This window comes from Melioribacteraceae bacterium (assembly GCA_030584085.1).
Classification (GTDB): Bacteria; Bacteroidota; Ignavibacteria; order Ignavibacteriales; family Melioribacteraceae; genus SURF-28.
The window spans coordinates 486137-503183 of record CP129490.1; the positions used below are offsets into that span (position 1 = coordinate 486137).

Here is a 17047-nt window from a genome sequence, read left to right on the forward strand (position 1 = left end):
ATTATTGTATATCATGGTCGAATCCTTCGCAATATAATTCAATCGGTTTTGAGTTTATGCCGATTAAGGATTTTAGTTACTTAAGTCATAATAATTACTTAATTAGTTTTTGGATCAAAGGCAGCAACCCGCTTTCAAAATTTGAAATAAGATTCCTCGAAACGAAAGAAAATTCCGAAGATCATCCGTGGAAAATGAGTTATACAATTGACCATACTGTTGTCGATATAAATGATCAATGGCAGTAAGTAGAAATACCTTTATCATCTTCTTCCGAAACCGGTTCTTGGGATAATGCGCGGTATAATCCGCAAGGTCTTTCTGATAGGAGTTCAGTAGAAATTTCTGAAATAGTAGATGAATTTAGAATGTTATCAAATTCGCAATTATAGTTTGATGAAATAAAAATTTGCGATCCCAATTCGACAACTGTCAAAGTATAAAATTTAACTTCGGTATTTCAATGATATCAGAACTATCCAAACCCATTCAATCCAAGTACAAAAATTAAATTTACAGTTCCCCAAATGTAGGGGACGAATATACTCGTCCCCTCCTAACCAAGTTAATTGTATAGGATAAACTTGGTCGAGAAGTTAGGACACTGATTAATCAAAAACTTCAACCCGGTAATCATGAAGTGACATTTGTTGCAAGCAATCTTTCAAGTGGTGTCTATTTCTATAAACTTCAAGCCTGTGATCTTGTAAAGACACGAAAATTACTGTTGATGAAATAGTATCACTTACAATAAACCAAGTTTATTTATGAAACTTGGTTTATTCAATCCAGAAATTTCTCTAATTTCAAATTAGAATTGGTTGGGGATACAGTATTTGTTTAACCTATCATCTACTAGTTATCGACTATTAAAAACTTTTTTGCAAGGGTTAAATAATTGTTTAAGACTTATTTTCCGTTTAAAAATCTTGTGCTATAAGACAAGAGTAAGTTTAATGTGAAAATAATACTCGGCAGCCTATTTACAGTTAAAAAATTTTTATTTAGATTCCTTATAAGAGATACTTCGTATGATTTAAAACATTCCTTTTCCGGCTTTCACTTGTCCAAGCCTCTTGGCAAGTTTTATTGTTGATTTATAATCCAATAATTTTAGTAATAATTTAGCAGGTAAAACAAGAATAAAAGTTAATCAGAAAAAAAATTCTGTTTTTGTGGAATTGCTATATCTAATTAGCAAGTAAGATTAGAATTGTATCGATGTAGATAAAAGCTTGATGTATTGATCAGCTAGTTGCTCTTAAACAAACAAATTATTCACAAATATTCATTAGGTGTTGTATGAAAAAAACATTATTGGTCGTGCTGTTTTTAGTTGTTTCAAATACCGCTGTTTTCTCTCAAAACATTACAAATACACTAGGAACAAATGGACTGTTTACGGTAAAAGATGCTACCAGCAATTTTTTAACAATAGATCAATCCGATGGTAAAATTACAGTACAAAAGATTTTGGATATTAAAAATACTTCCAATTCAACAACCGGCTTAATATCTAGAGAAGGAGTTAATTTCCTTCATACATATGGTACAAACAATATTTTTATTGGAAATTATTCAGGGAATTTTTCTTTAACAGGTAGTAAGAATGTTGCAATTGGAAGTAATTCTCTCGGAATAAACACAACCGGATATCAAAACACATCCACTGGTTATTTTTCACTCGCCGCCAATACTACAGGATATAACAACACATCGATTGGACAATTTGCATTGCGTGCTAATTCAGTTGGATTTGATAATACTTCTGTGGGAAGTTTCTCGCTTAGAACAAATTCAGACGGAGAAGGTAACTCAGCTTTTGGAATGTCCGCTCTATATTCAAATACTTCCGGCTTGGTCAATTCTTCTTTCGGATATTATTCAATGTATTCAAACACAACAGGTGATGTAAACAGTGCATTCGGTTATAATTCACTTTATTCAAATACTGATGGTAGTTCAAATTCAGCCTTTGGAGAGTCTGCCTTATATGCTAATACTTTGGGAATCAGTAATTCAGCTTTTGGAAGAGGAGCGTTATCTGCAAATACTACTGGAGATTATAATACGGCCGTAGGCTTAAGTGCTCTTGCACAAAACGTAAATGGAAACAATAATACTGCAATTGGAAATGGAGCTGGTTCGTTAATTACCGGCAGCAATAATACAGCTATCGGAAATGGTGCTCAAGTTCCAAATGCAGGTTTTAATAATCAAGTGCGAATTGGAAATACTTCTATTACTTATGCCGGCGTTCAAGTTGCGTGGACTGTAACCTCCGATAAAAGATGGAAGGAAAATATTCAATCTTCTCCACTTGGACTGGAATTTATTTCTAAACTAAATCCCGTTTCTTACACAAGAAACAACGATGAAAAACAGAAAAGCGAATTCGGTTTAATTGCTCAAGAACTTGAAGAGGTATTAAAAGAGTTCAACATTGAAAACCCAGGTATGCTCACAATTGATGATGATGGTTATTATCATCTCCGCTACAATGATTTACTTTCTCCAATGATTAAAGCGATTCAAGAATTGTCCGAAGGACTCCAAAAAGAAAAATTTGAGAATAAAAATCAGATTGCTGAATTAAAAAAGGAGAATGAAAATTTGAAAAAAGAATACCAATCAGAAATAACAGCCTTGATTAACCGGCTTTCAGAATATGAGAACAAATTGAATATTCTAACAGCAAAGTTTTACAGTGAAGAAAATGACAATACCGAATTCAGCACTGTTAGCAAATAAACTCAAAATAATAAGTTAAAGGAATAACTATGAAAAACATAATTCACTTTTTGTCATTCTTATTTGTTTTGTCTTTTATTAATAATATTTATGCTCAGAACATTATAAATACACTTGGTGCAAACGGAACTTTTACAATAAAAGATAACACAAGTACTTTCTTTTCGATAAGCCAATTAGACGGTACAATAACTTTACCTTCTTCTGCAGGAAGTCAGCATGGTACAATATTTAAAGGATCGAGTAGATTCCTGCATACTTATTATGGAGGCGGAACTGCCGGTTATAATACTTTCCTGGGTATAAATTCAGGTAATTTTTCGATGGGGGGTACTTCGTGGGATGCCAGTTACAACACCGGTGTTGGTGCAAATTCTCTATCGTCATTAACCTCGGGTGCCGATAATTCAGCATTCGGAGGCGGTTCATTAAATGCAAACACAACGGGTGATGAGAATTCAGCTTTTGGATTTGCTTCACTTTATTATAATACCACGGGCAATTATAATTCAGCATTTGGAAGAGCCGCACTCTACACCAATACAACAGGTTCAAATAATTCAGCTTTCGGACATAACTCTCTTTATTATAATACAAGCAGCAATAACTCAGCTTTTGGAAAAAATTCCCTTTATTCAAACAACACAGGTTATGATAACTCAGCATTTGGATATTATTCACTAAACGACAACACTACCGGTTATGAAAATTCAGCATTCGGAAATGCTTCACTAACTAATAATACCACTGGTTACAGGAATTCAGCTTTTGGAAATAGATCTCTAGAAAACAATACCATCGGCGACTATAACACTGCTATCGGATATTTAGCTCTTGCTATCAATACTGAAGGAAATAACAATTCAGCAAGCGGGGCTAGTTCGCTTTATTCAAACTCTACAGGCAATTATAATTCAGCATTCGGATCTTATGCTCTAAACCAAAACACTACAGGCAACAATAATTCAGCCATGGGGTATTATGCGCTGGGCAATGTGACTACCGGAAGTAATAATATTGGTATCGGAAATTCCGCAGAAGTACCTGATGCTACTGCAAGCAACCAGATTAGAATTGGAGATACTTCTATTACGTATGCCGGCGTGCAGGTTGCATGGACTGTCACTTCCGATAAGAGATGGAAGGAAAATATTCAATCTTCTCCACTTGGGCTGGAATTTATTTCTAAGCTGAATCCGGTTATTTACACAAGGAACAACGATGAAAAACAGAGAACCGAATTCGGCTTAATTGCGCAAGAGCTTGAAGAAGTATTGAAAGAATTCAACATCGAAAACGCAGGTATGCTCTCAATTGACAATGACGGCTATTACCATCTCCGCTACAACGATTTGATTTCTCCAATGATTAAAGCAATGCAGGAATTACGGGTGAAAAATGAAGAATTGAAAAGAAAAAACGAGGAACAGATAGCGGAATTAACAAATAAACATCATAGTGAAATTGCATTTTTAATTGAACGTTTAAATCATTCCGAAAGTGAATTGAACATGTTAATCACGAAATTCTCTGAGAATGAGATGACTGTAAAAATAAAAACAGCAAGTAAATGAAAGGGAAAAAAATGAATAAAAGGATTCTAAACTTGGGGTTTTTATTTGTTATTTTAGCTGGAATTAATATTCAATCCCAGAACATTACAAACACACTTGGGTCGAACGGAGTTTTCGCGATATCGGATAATTCGACTACTTTCTTTTATGTTAGGCAACCAAGTGGCATAATTGAATTAAATTATCTAACGCCAAATATTCAGCAAAGCTCAATATTCAAGGGTGCAAACAGATTTCTTCATACATATTATGATGAATTTACGGATGGTAATAATACTTTTATTGGCGTTAACTCGGGAAATTTTTCCATCGAGGGGCTATCAGCCACCGGTGGAAGTTACAACACAGGAGTTGGAGCAAATTCTCTTTTATCCCTAACTGATGGAAGTCACAATTCCGCACTGGGAGGCGGTTCACTTTATTCCACAATCGATGGCTATTATAATTCAGCTCACGGGTATGCTTCAATGTATTATAATACCGAGGGACTTAACAATTCAGCATTCGGAAGCACATCGCTATATTCTAATACTTACGGTGATAATAATTCAGCTTTTGGATACCGTTCGCTTTATTCCCAAATTACAAACAGCGATAATTCAGCATTCGGGGTAAATTCACATTATAACAATAAAGGTTATAATAACTCAGTATTTGGCTATAATTCGCAATACTCCAGCGGCACATCAGGATATGAAAACTCAACTTTTGGGGCATACACTTTACAAAGCAACTATCAAGGGCATAATAATTCAGCATTCGGATTTGGTTCACTTTATTCTCACACTGCAGGGGAGAGCAATTCGGCTATAGGATATAAATCACTTTACACTAATGATGAGTGCGTGTATAATACAGCATTAGGATATTTTACACTTTACCACAGCACCGATGGCAGTCATATTTCCGCTATTGGGTATCAGGCTCTGCTTAACAACACAACCGGTGTAAGAAATTCGGCGTTAGGATATGATGCGGGATCCTTAATCACCACAGGCTCCAACAACATAGCAATAGGGTATGATGCTCAAGTGCCATCTGGATCTTCCAGTAACCAGATTAGAATTGGAAATACTTCTATTACTTATGCCGGCGTGCAGGTTGCATGGACTGTTACCTCCGATAAGAGATGGAAGGAAAATATTCAATCTTCTCCACTCGGACTGGAATTTATTTCTAAGCTGAATCCAGTTATTTACACAAGAAACAATGATGAAAAACAGAGAACCGAATTCGGTTTAATTGCTCAAGAACTTGAAGAGGTATTAAAAGAGTTCAACATTGAAAACCCAGGTATGCTCACAATTGATGATGATGGTTATTATCATCTCCGCTACAATGATTTACTTTCTCCAATGATTAAAGCGATTCAAGAATTAGGTATGAGGTGTGAAGAGCTAAGAATGAAAAGCGAAAAACAAATTGCTGATTTAAGGAATCAACATAATAATGACTTCAATTACATGGTTGACCGGCTTTCAGAATATGAGAACAAATTGAAGATTCTAACAGCAAGGTTTAACGGTGAAGAACTCGACAAAATCGAAATTTTAACAGCAAGAAAATGAAATCAAATTAACACACTAAAGGAATCTTTATGCAAAGCATAAATCAATACTTATCATTTTTACTTTTTTTATTTGTTTTAAATAATATTCAAGCCCAAAATATTACAAATACACTCGGAGCAAATGGTTTGTTTACAATAAAAGATGCTACTGATAATTTATTAACAATAGATCAATCCGATGGTAAAATTACAGTACAAAAGATTTTGGATATTAAAAATACTTCCAATTCAACAACCGGCTTAATTTCAAAGGAAGGGGTAAACTTTTTACATAATTATGGAACAAACAATTTATTCATGGGAAATTATTCAGGTAATTTCACTATGACAGGAACAAATAATACTGGTGTAGGAAACACATCATTAAACATTAACTCTACCGGAGATGAGAACACATCACTAGGATATTTTTCCTTAGCAGCAAATACAAGCGGAGATTACAATACGGGAATAGGATATTTTTCATTAAGAGCTAATTCAACCGGAATTCAAAATACAGCAATTGGAAATTACTCATTAAGGACCAATACAACCGGCCACAATAACACGGCAATTGGATACTACTCAATGTCAGCTTCAAACGGCAGTAATAATACAGCTTTAGGTGTTAATTCACTGAAAAATGGAGGCACCTACAATGTTGCTATTGGGAATGAGGCCTTAAGTATTGCATCTGGGAGCTATAATGCTGCAGTTGGATATAATAGCTTAAGCAGCAATACTACCGGAAACTATAATACCGCCTTAGGTTATTATTCCCTGGCCTCTAATTCGGACGGATTAACCAACACATCGATTGGTGCTTTCTCGCTACAGGCCAATACTAGTGGAGTAAGGAATACCGCAATGGGGTATCAAGCACTAAACAGTAACTTAACCGGAGAAGAAAATACTGCGGTGGGAACTGGTGCAGGTCAAAGCTGTACAGGAAGCAATAATACCTTCATCGGGTATAATTCAGGTAATATTACATCTGGTAATAATAATGTATTGATAGGTTTTCTTGCACAGGCACCCTCTGCACCAGGAAGCAACCAGGTAAGAATTGGAAATACTTCTATTACGTATGCCGGCGTGCAGGTTGCATGGACTGTAACCTCCGACAGAAGATGGAAAGATAATATTCAAAAGACTCCTCTCGGACTGGAATTTATTTCAAAACTTAATCCGGTTATTTACACAAGAAATAATAACGAAAAACAAAAAACCGAATTCGGCTTAATTGCTCAGGAACTTGAAAAAGTATTAAAAGAATTCAAGATCGAAAACACCGGTATGCTCACAATTGATGATGATGGTTATTATCATCTCCGCTACAATGATTTACTTTCTCCAATGATTAAAGCGATTCAAGAGTTGAAACTTGAGAATGAAGAATTAAAAAAGGAGAATATGAAATTTAGCTCCATTACTAAGGAAGGGATTGATGAGCTTAAAAAAGAGAACATTAAACTAAAAGAAAAATTATCAAAGTTTGAGCAAATTCAAGAAATGCTTGCCAGTGAAATTGCTTCTCTTAAATTAAATAACAATGAGACCTCTAAACTAACTTTAGGTAAGTAAAATGAAAATTAAATTAATAATCACTTTAGCATTGCTGATGACTTCATTTATTTATGCCCAGAGTAGTATAGTTTATGATTCGGGTACTAATATTGAAGTCGGAACTGGTTCGGATGTCAGTGCTGATCTAATTACAGTAAATGGTTCTTATAGTGGAGGTGGAACCTTTAATAATGGACCTTTGCCTGTGGAATTAATTAGTTTTACAGGGGAGGTGCAAGCGAATACAGTTTTATTAAAATGGGAAACGGCCACGGAAGTGAACAACTATGGGTTTGACGTGCAGAAGTCAGAGGCCAGTAGTCAGAATTCAGAAGTAAAATGGATTAATATTGGATTTGTTCAAGGGAATGGAACAACCAACTCACCAAGGCATTATGAATTTACTGATTTAGAATTACCGAATTCCGACGAGGTAAGTTATAGACTAAAACAGATTGATAATGATGGACAGTTTGCTTATTCCAAGACAGTTACTGTTGATTTAACAAACATTACTTCACTTGAAGATGAAATGATCTATGAATTTGCATTAGAGCAAAATTTCCCAAATCCTTTTAACCCAAGTACTGCGATAAAATATTCCTTGCCTAATAGCGGACTTGTAAAAATAAAAATCTATGATACACTTGGTAGGGAAATTTCAACATTAGTAAACGAAGTAAAAAATGCAGGCATTCACCATGTAATATTTAATGGCAGTGACTTATCAAGTGGTATTTACTTTTATAAATTGGATTTTAATGAGTACATGAGTGTGAAAAAATTAATTTTGGTCAAGTAGAATGTAATTGAGATATTAATGAAAATCTCACTCATAGATTATAAAACTAAGAGGAACTTACGTTCCTCTTTTTAATTATTTTTATACTACCTCATGAACTTTTAGGATCTTGATATTTTTTGAAGTGTTCTCTTTATCAAGTTGAATAGACTGAACCCACAATACACAACTACAAAGCTCTTACTGCAATAGGTTGACAAGATGTCTTTTTATCAATATATTAAATCAGAAAAATAATTCTGTTTTTTGTCTGCCCATTCCAATTTCAGATTTTTTTGATCTTTTATAAAGAGAGTGTAACATACTTTTTCTTTGCTTTAAATTGAATAGAATCTGGAATTAATCTCAGTTAGAAGGAGCAGAAAAATTTTAACAATAACAAAAATTAAAATCCTTTTGATGAAAAGAGGTTAAGAATGTTAACAGATATATCTTTTGACGAATCTAATCAACTGATTATAAAAGACATACTCACTGCAAACATAAAGACGGCACTTGTGTTTGAGAAATACGGTATTAATTTTTGCTGCAAGGGGAATAGACCAATTAAAGATGCATGTTCTGAAAAGAATATAAGTCTGGAAGAATTACTTACAGAACTAAATTCTGTTCTGAATTCTACCGAAGCGAAAGAGAATCATTTTGAGAACTGGAACTTAAAATTCCTAATCACATATATCATGAATAATCACCATTCCTATGTTCGAACCGTGCTTCCGCAGATTATACCTCACTTAGAAAAAATTACCTCAAAACATGGCGGTAAATACTCAGAATTAAAACAAGTAAAAAAACTTTTTGATGAGGTTGCCGAGGAAATGATTATCCACATTAATAAAGAGGAAAGGATTCTATTCCATGTAATCCGTTATTTGGTTGATTGTGATGAAATTAGTGAAAAGCCGAAGATGCATGGCTTTAAGACTGTCAAAAATCCTATTGAAAAGATGGAGGCTGGACACACCAACGCTGGAGCGATAATGGAAGAAATCAAAGAGTTAACAAACAACTTCACTCCGCCTGCAGATGCTTGCGAAACCTTTAGGTTGACCTATAAAGAATTAGAAGAATTTACAAAGGATTTACATATTCATGTTCACTTAGAAAATAATATTCTATTTCCAAAAGCGATTCAGCTCGAAGAACACCTAATAAAAATGACTAGAAGCAAATTTTAAACATCAGAGAACAATGAAGTAAACAAATAAATTAACTGTGTTGATAGATATCAAATAATTTCAGGAGTGTAAATGCCCAAATTAAAATTTACGTTGTTATCATTAAGTATATTTTTAATCTTAATTCAAATAAATACTGCTCAAGAAGCTACAAGTGGTTTTACAATAATAGAATTTTCAAAAAACATAGAAGATGAAAAGGAACTTAATATTGAACATCTATTTGATGGCACACGACGGAAGATTTCTCATATTACAATGACAAACGGTAAAAGTTTGGGAGACCATACAGTTAAAATGCCAATCGTCATTTTCTGTACTTCCGGTGAGGGAGAGTTAGCCATAGATAAAAACGAAAAAGTAAAGTTGAACCAGGGTAGTATGATAACGATTGAAGCGAATGTAACTCACGATGTAATTGCAAAGCCCAGCTTGTCATTTCTTTTAATTAGATTTATGAAAGATGAAACTGTAGATATCACTGAATAATTATAGCTTTAGATGTAATTTTACTTTAATATGGATTCGTTGTTAATTTTTTAAACTATAGTTTGTTCATAGTAGTAAATGGATTGAATTAATATACCCCGAGGCAATTTAGCTATCCGCGTAAATAAAACAATGGCAATTCCCAAAATATAAGCTTGATAAAAACAGATATAATTTTCCGAAAATAATTTTTTAAAATACTTGCTTCTAAATAATAATTCTAATAGATTAAAACAGAATAAAAATTCTGATTATTCCATCGCTTTTAGACTGTTGTTTCGATTAGATATAAATCAAATATTATTTGGGCAATTTATATGAGAAAATTCATTCTTCTTTTTGCGGTGGTTAGTATTGTATTTTTGCATAATATCATCGCACAATCTCCCGGTGAAAAGCTATTCTTCGAGAAATGTACTGCATGCCATACTGTAGGTGAAGGAAAGAGAATAGGACCTGATTTAGCCGGTATTACAGAAAGAAGAGACACCGAATGGCTAATTAAATTTATTCAATCATCTCAGAGTCTTATTAACTCAGGTGATTCACTCGCAAATGCAGTTTACAGAGAAAACAATAAAATACTTATGCCGGATCAACCGCTTAATCGTAGTGAGACAGAAGCGGTTTTAAGTTACATCTCAATTAATAGCCCTGACCCCAACGATCCAAATAAAAAATCACCCAAAGATATTTTTAACGCTTCATTAGTCTCGAATGTGGATGTAGATAAAGGGAAAAACCTATTTGAAGGCAAAACTCAATTTGCAAACGGCGGGGTTCCTTGTCTTGCTTGTCATAATGTAAGTTTACCGAATGTAACCGGAGGCGGACTGTTGGCTAAGGATTTAACAAAAGCTTTTTCAAGATTGAGCGCTGCCGGAGTTGACGGTATAATCAGAAATCCACCATTCCCTGCAATGACAAATTCTTATTCCCAAAAACCTCTTACCGATGATGAAATAAAAAGCCTGCTAGCTTTTTTATACGATGCAGATAAAAAAGGTGTTAATCAATCCTTAGCGGGTGCATATGATATAAATCTATTAATTCTATTAATCTTTGGAATAAATTTAGCTTTCCTTTTGCTGCTGATTTATTGGCGTAGAGTAAAGAAATACAGCGTTCATCCCAGTCGTTAATTTTTAATAAAATATAAGTGAATTTATGAGCTGGATTAAAGACATCGTTTCTCCCGATACGAGAAAGTGGGAGGAGTTTTACCGGAATCGTTTTCAACACGATAGAATTGTAAGAAGCACTCACGGTGTTAACTGCACCGGTGGTTGCTCTTGGCAGATTCACGTTAAAGACGGTATAGTGGTTTGGGAAACACAGCAATTAGATTATCCTTTACTCGAAAGCACCCTGCCCCCTTACGAACCGCGCGGCTGTCAACGTGGAATTTCGTTTTCGTGGTATTTGTACAGTCCGCTTAGAATTAAATATCCTCTCATCAGAGGAGCATTGGTTGATGCCTATAGAGAGGAAAAGGAAAAAACCGGCGATCCTTTGAAAGCGTGGGAAAATTTACAGAACAACAAAGGGAAAAGGAAAGAATACCAAACAGCTCGTGGTAAAGGGGGATTCCGAAGAACTTCGTGGGATGAAGTTCTCGAAATTATTTCTGCGGCAAACATCTATACGGCTAAAAAATACGGACCAGATAGAGTAATTGGCTTCTCGCCTATTCCCGCAATGTCGATGTTAAGTTATGCAGCCGGAAGCAGATTTCTTCAATTGTTCGGAGGAGTGAACTTAAGTTTTTATGATTGGTACTGCGATCTGCCGAATGCATCACCCGAAATTTGGGGTGAACAGACCGATGTTTGTGAAAGTGCAGACTGGTACAATTCAAAAATGATTGCCGTGATGGGCGCCAACTTGAATATGACGCGCACACCTGACTGTCACTTCTTTGCCGAATCTCGTCACAACGGCACTAAAGCAGTAGTATTTTCACCTGATTTTAGTCAAGTAGCAAAATATGCAGATCAGTGGGTGCCTTTACACGCCGGAAGCGATGGCGCTTTTTGGATGGCGGTTACTCATGTTATTCTAAAAGAGTTTCATCACAAAAAGAAAACAACCTACTTTATTGAATATGTTAAAAAATACACTGACTCGCCCTATCTTGTTGAATTAAAAAATGAAAACGGAGTTTATAAACCGGATCGATTAGTTCGAGCAAATCAAATTAAAGAATACAATAATATTTCAAACGGTGATTGGAAGTTTTTGAACATTGATTCAGAGACGGGCAAGCTGGTCGTCCCGAAAGGAAGTATGGGACACAGATGGGATGAAGAAAAGGGCGGTTGGAATATGAAGTATGAAAACTCAACCGACAATTCAAAGTTTGATCCCTTACTCACTTTAATTGATAATAATGACGAAATCTTACAAGTAGAATTTGTCGAATACGGTTTGAATCAAAAACGACAACGAGGTGTACCAGTAAAATATATTCAAACACATGATGGAAAAACAATAGCCGTAACAACAGTTTACGATTTAACCATGGCTCAATATGGTGTCAGCCGGGACTTGGAGGGCGAGTACCCGGTTGATTATTCCGATAAAGATGCTGCATACACTCCTGCTTGGCAGGAGATATTCACGGGTATTGATTCTAAAACTGTTATTAGTTATGCAAGAGAATGGGCAAACACCGCTGAGGTGACTGAAGGGAAGTGTATGATTATCATTGGTGCGGGTGTAAACCATTGGTATCATAATAACCTTATGTATCGAGCAGGAATTATGGCATTAATGTTAACCGGATGCGTAGGTAAAAACGGCGGTGGATTGAATCACTATGTTGGACAGGAAAAATTAGCTCCATCCGATTCTTGGGGCGCAATTGCTTTTGCTAAAGATTGGGTCGGTCCATGGAGGCTTCAACAAACTCCGATTTGGCATTACATTAATACATGTCAGTACCGTTATGACGGACTTACTTCAAGATACAGCACGGGTCCGGATAACGAGCTGACGAATAAACATATGGGTGATTTGATTTTCAAATCTGTTCGTATGGGTTGGATGCCTTTCTATCCGCAATTCAATAAAAACACATTAGAGTTAAGCAAGGAAGCTGGATCAAAAGACCCCGAAGAAATAAAGAAATTTGTTTTAGAGAAGTTAAAAAATCGAGAAATGGAATATTCAATTGCAGATCCCGATAATGAAATAAACTTCCCGCGTGTTTGGTACATCTGGCGCGGCAATGCAATATCCGGTAGTATGAAGGGACACGAATATGCACTTAAGCATTATCTCGGAACCCACAACAATACTATCGCAAAAGACAACGAAGAGAAAACCGAAGAATTAAAATGGCACAATGTTGCACCTGTTGGTAAGATGGATTTAGTTGTTGACTTAAACTTCAGAATGGATTCATCCGCTTTGTATTCAGATATAGTTTTACCAGCAGCTTCCTGGTATGAAAAAGATGATTTAAACAGTACCGATATGCACTCGTTCATTCATCCGCTCTCGGCAGCAATTGCGCCGGTTTGGGAATCGAAATCGGATTGGGAAATTTTTAAAGCTGTCGCACAGAAAACAAGCGAACTAGCAAAAACTCATTTCAACCAACCGCAGACCGATATAATAACAGCCCCTCTCTCTCACGATTCCGCAGATGAAATCTCGCAGCCTGAAATGAAAGATTGGTTCACCGGCGAATGTGAAGCTGTCCCTGGTAAAACAATGCATAAGATTGCTGTTGTTGAAAGAGATTACACAAAAATTTACGATAAATTTATTTCCCTTGGTGATAATATTAAAAAATCGGGTCTCGGTGCTCACGGCAATCATTATCAGTGCGAAGACTTTTATAATGATATGTTAACATCTAACCATTTCCCGAAAGAGAAAATTGATGGAAAAGTCTATCCTTCATTGAAAGAGGCAATTTCAGCGGCAAACGCTGTGCTTCATCTTTCTTCACTAACAAACGGCGAGTTAACTAAACGTGCATATGATTTTATGGAAGAAAAATCCGGATTAGTTTTATCTGATTTAGCTGAAGGAAGTAAAGATGTAAGAATGGATTTTAAAGACCTTCAGGCTCAGCCCAGAAGATATAATACTTCACCTGTTTGGTCCGGTTTAATGAATAATGGAAGAGCTTATTCAGCGTTTACTTATAATGTTGAAAGATTAGTACCGTGGAGAACATTAACCGGCAGGCAGCATTTCTACCTCGATCACGAAATGTATATCAAATTTGGAGAACATCTTCCTACGTATAAACCATCACCAAGACCGGAAGTATTCGGCGACTTAAAAGAAACTTTAAAAAACAAAGATGCGAAAGCGCTCAATTGTCTAACTCCTCACGGTAAATGGCATATTCATTCAACCTATATGGATAATTTAAGAATGCTCACTCTTTCAAGGGGATGCGAACCATGCTGGTTGAGCGAAGAGGATGCCGATGAATTAGGAATACGAGATAATGATTGGGTTGAAGTTTATAATGATAACGGAGTTTATTGTACGCGAGCTGTAGTCAGTAGTAGGATACCTAAAGGTGTATGCATTGTTTATCATACCGTTGAAAGGACAATTACAATCCCAAAATCGCCGGAAAGAGGAAATAAAAGAGCCGGTGGAAATAACAGTGTTACACGTACTCACTTGAAACCGAATCTGCTTGCAGGCGGTTACGGTCAGTTTTCGTATCACTTTAATTATTGGGGACCGACTGCACCCAACCGTGATACGCACGTTGTAGTTAAGAAGATGAGTAAGGTTGTGTTTTAGTTATACAAAATATTTAAGAGAAGACAACTTAACCCCCTTTATTTGCCGCTTCTCTTTGTAAGAGAAGGGGGGTACAGGGATGAGTTTTGTAAATGTAATTATTCAATAATAATAGATAAAATAAAAACTATGGACGTACGCTCACAAATAGCAATGGTATTTCATCTCGATAAATGTATCGGGTGCCACACTTGTTCAATAGCTTGTAAAAATATTTGGACTGACAGAAAAGGTGCCGAATATATGTGGTGGAATAACGTTGAAACAAAACCCGGAACCGGCTATCCCACTAAATGGGAAGATCAGGAAATTTACAAAGGTGGCTGGAAGAAAAACGGTCAAAGTAAAATTTCATTGAAAGGTTCTGGAAAATTCAAAGGACTGCTGAATATATTTCACAATCCATACTTGCCGGTGCTTGATGATTATTATGAACCGTGGTCTTATAAATATCTTAATTTGATTGAATCACCCGCGGGAGATGATCAACCGACTGCAAGACCTGTTTCGCTTGTAACCGGAAAACCAATTGATATTAAAGGCGGACCGAATTGGGATGACGATCTGAGCGGTACGCCCGAATATGCACGCCGCGATCCTAATCTAAAAAATCTTAGTAAAGCCGAGCAGGAAGCAATGTTTCAATTGGGAAAGATGGCGATGTTCTATCTACCGAGAATTTGCAACCATTGTTTGAATCCTGCTTGTGTTGCTTCGTGTCCCTCTGGTGCAATTTATAAAAGAGGCGAAGACGGGGTTGTGCTAATAAACCAGAAAGTCTGCCGTGCATGGAGAATGTGCGTTTCTGCTTGTCCGTATAAAAAATCATATTACAATTGGAACACCGGTAAATCGGAAAAATGTATTTTATGTTATCCCCGTTTGGAAGCCGGGCATGCGCCGGCTTGTATGCATTCGTGCGTCGGAAGAATCCGTTATCTCGGAGTTCTGCTTTACGATGCCGATAAAATTGAAGAAGCTGCGGCGGTACCGGAATCTTTATTGATCGATGCACAGCTCGATTTAATTTTAGATCCATTTGATAATGATGTGATTGAAAACGCAAAGAAAAACGGTGTTGCTGATTCAACAATTAAAGCGGCTCAGACCTCACCGGTTTATAAGTTTGTAAAAGAATGGGGACTGGCCCTTCCACTTCACGCCGAATATCGAACATTGCCGATGCTTTTCTATGTCCCCCCGATGTTGCCTGTTATGGCATCTCTTGGTACAACCGATGATAGCGAACAAGGAGCAAAACTCGATCCGATTGCAAAGTTTTGGAATAAGAATCACCGGTACGATACAACTTCAAAGACAATTATGCAGACAGTTGAACAGGCTCGCTTCCCGATTAAATATATGGCTAATCTTTTCGGAACCGGCAGCGAAGAAAAGTTAATCGAAGTACTCAAAAAACAGCTTGCAGTAAGAGTCCATAGGAGACACGTAACAGTTGGTGACGTGGATGCCGGTTTAACAAATGATACTTTGAACGAAGTAAAATTAACCGCGGAAATTGCAGATGATATTTATCGTTTAACTTCGCTTGCCAAGTTTGATGATAGATTTAATATTCCTCCGGCACACAGAGAGCAGGCGATCGAAATGATGGATTTTACCGGCGATACAAAAGGTTCAACAGGATTTGGTTTCAAAGAGACACCTCAGAGAGGATTATAGATGTTAAACATGATAGATCTCTACAAAGGCTATGAAATTTATTCGGATGTGTTCGCCTATCCAAGTGATTCGTTAAAAAATAAAATTGAAATCGTACAGCAGTATTTGGATGCAAATTATCCCGAAGCGGCAAAATTGTTTAATGACTTTACCAAGTTTGCAAAAATTGCGGATCCAAAATCGTGGGAAGAAATCTATACACGTTCATTCGATGTTCAGGCATTAACAACACTTGATCTCGGTTACGTTCTTTTCGGTGATGATTATAAAAGAGGCGAATTGCTTGTTAATCTTAACAACGAACATAAGAAAGCAGGCAATGTTTGTGGGAATGAATTGAGCGATCATCTTCCAAATGTTTTAAGATTACTTGCAAAATTAGAAGACGAACAATTGCTTGCTGATCTAATCTCATTAATTTTATATCCGGCATTAAGAAAAATCGAATCCGAGTTTGATTCAAAACATATTGAAAAGAAGAGTAAAGTATATCACAAACATCATAGGACGATAATAGAGAGGCATGAATCTTACGGGTTAATATACCGCCGAACTATTCAAACATTGCTGGTTATGCTCGAAGAAGATTTTTCGGAGATTACCGGAATCCCGGTCAACGACAAAAGTTTTTCGAATCAAATCACAAAAGAATTGGAAATAGAAAAATTAGGATAAACTA

At 36.1% G+C, this 17047-nt stretch carries 13 protein-coding genes; 12 read left to right on the top strand and 1 reads right to left on the bottom strand.

Annotated elements, in window-relative coordinates:
* The first annotated feature begins 56 nt into the window (after window positions 1–56).
* Window positions 57–248, top strand: coding sequence for a hypothetical protein (locus tag QY331_02185; protein WKZ70062.1), 192 nt, complete (start codon window positions 57–59; stop codon window positions 246–248).
* On the opposite strand, the gene QY331_02190 is transcribed toward QY331_02185, so the two are convergent.
* Window positions 236–436: a hypothetical protein gene (locus QY331_02190; protein WKZ70063.1), complete on the bottom strand. Its 201-nt coding sequence runs from the start codon at window positions 434–436 to the stop codon at window positions 236–238. The two genes, QY331_02185 and QY331_02190, sit on opposite strands and share 13 nt — an antisense overlap.
* Before the next feature lie 866 nt (window positions 437–1302).
* Here QY331_02190 and QY331_02195 point away from each other — a divergent pair.
* The 11 genes from QY331_02195 to QY331_02245 all read left to right on the top strand — a co-directional run bounded on the left by QY331_02195 (window position 1303) and on the right by QY331_02245 (window position 17043).
* Entirely contained in the window at window positions 1303–2751 is a 1449-nt protein-coding gene (locus tag QY331_02195) for a tail fiber domain-containing protein (protein WKZ70064.1), read from the top strand.
* Between the two features lie 29 nt (window positions 2752–2780).
* Window positions 2781–4325: a tail fiber domain-containing protein gene (locus QY331_02200; protein ID WKZ70065.1), complete on the top strand. Its 1545-nt coding sequence runs from the start codon at window positions 2781–2783 to the stop codon at window positions 4323–4325.
* 11 nt (window positions 4326–4336) lie between these two features.
* Window positions 4337–5893 carry a tail fiber domain-containing protein gene (locus QY331_02205; protein ID WKZ70066.1) on the top strand — a complete coding sequence of 519 codons (1557 nt, stop codon included), beginning with the start codon at window positions 4337–4339 and terminating at the stop codon, window positions 5891–5893.
* Between the two features lie 29 nt (window positions 5894–5922).
* Window positions 5923–7458 (top strand): tail fiber domain-containing protein, encoded by a 1536-nt coding sequence (locus QY331_02210; protein WKZ70067.1) that lies wholly within the window; start codon window positions 5923–5925, stop codon window positions 7456–7458.
* A 1-nt stretch (window position 7459) separates the two neighbouring features.
* Window positions 7460–8242, top strand: coding sequence for a T9SS type A sorting domain-containing protein (locus QY331_02215; GenBank protein ID WKZ70068.1), 783 nt, complete (start codon window positions 7460–7462; stop codon window positions 8240–8242).
* 416 nt (window positions 8243–8658) lie between these two features.
* A complete protein-coding gene (gene ric / locus QY331_02220) occupies window positions 8659–9420 on the top strand; it encodes an iron-sulfur cluster repair di-iron protein (protein WKZ70069.1) in 762 nt (253 codons plus the stop codon).
* A 72-nt stretch (window positions 9421–9492) separates the two neighbouring features.
* The gene (locus tag QY331_02225; protein WKZ70070.1) at window positions 9493–9909 is read left to right on the top strand and encodes a hypothetical protein; all 417 of its coding nucleotides are present in this window, start codon (window positions 9493–9495) and stop codon (window positions 9907–9909) included.
* 317 nt (window positions 9910–10226) lie between these two features.
* The gene (locus tag QY331_02230; protein ID WKZ70071.1) at window positions 10227–11051 is read left to right on the top strand and encodes a cytochrome c; all 825 of its coding nucleotides are present in this window, start codon (window positions 10227–10229) and stop codon (window positions 11049–11051) included.
* 25 nt (window positions 11052–11076) lie between these two features.
* Window positions 11077–14685, top strand: coding sequence for a nitrate reductase subunit alpha (locus tag QY331_02235; protein WKZ70072.1), 3609 nt, complete (start codon window positions 11077–11079; stop codon window positions 14683–14685).
* Window positions 14686–14814: 129 nt separating this feature from the next.
* Window positions 14815–16368, top strand: a complete 1554-nt coding sequence (gene narH, locus QY331_02240; GenBank protein WKZ70073.1) for a nitrate reductase subunit beta — start codon at window positions 14815–14817, stop codon at window positions 16366–16368.
* The gene (locus QY331_02245) at window positions 16369–17043 is read left to right on the top strand and encodes a hypothetical protein (protein ID WKZ70074.1); all 675 of its coding nucleotides are present in this window, start codon (window positions 16369–16371) and stop codon (window positions 17041–17043) included.
* Window positions 17044–17047 lie beyond the last annotated feature (4 nt).

Coding starts and splice junctions, on each gene's coding strand:
- QY331_02205 (WKZ70066.1), top strand. CDS start 4,337: ATGAATAAAAGGATTCTAAACTTGGGGTTTTTATTTGTTATTTTAGCT.
- QY331_02210 (WKZ70067.1), top strand. CDS start 5,923: ATGCAAAGCATAAATCAATACTTATCATTTTTACTTTTTTTATTTGTT.
- QY331_02195 (WKZ70064.1), top strand. CDS start 1,303: ATGAAAAAAACATTATTGGTCGTGCTGTTTTTAGTTGTTTCAAATACC.
- QY331_02235 (WKZ70072.1), top strand. CDS start 11,077: ATGAGCTGGATTAAAGACATCGTTTCTCCCGATACGAGAAAGTGGGAG.
- QY331_02245 (WKZ70074.1), top strand. CDS start 16,369: ATGTTAAACATGATAGATCTCTACAAAGGCTATGAAATTTATTCGGAT.
- QY331_02185 (WKZ70062.1), top strand. CDS start 57: ATGCCGATTAAGGATTTTAGTTACTTAAGTCATAATAATTACTTAATT.
- QY331_02200 (WKZ70065.1), top strand. CDS start 2,781: ATGAAAAACATAATTCACTTTTTGTCATTCTTATTTGTTTTGTCTTTT.
- ric (WKZ70069.1), top strand. CDS start 8,659: ATGTTAACAGATATATCTTTTGACGAATCTAATCAACTGATTATAAAA.
- QY331_02230 (WKZ70071.1), top strand. CDS start 10,227: ATGAGAAAATTCATTCTTCTTTTTGCGGTGGTTAGTATTGTATTTTTG.
- narH (WKZ70073.1), top strand. CDS start 14,815: ATGGACGTACGCTCACAAATAGCAATGGTATTTCATCTCGATAAATGT.
- QY331_02225 (WKZ70070.1), top strand. CDS start 9,493: ATGCCCAAATTAAAATTTACGTTGTTATCATTAAGTATATTTTTAATC.
- QY331_02215 (WKZ70068.1), top strand. CDS start 7,460: ATGAAAATTAAATTAATAATCACTTTAGCATTGCTGATGACTTCATTT.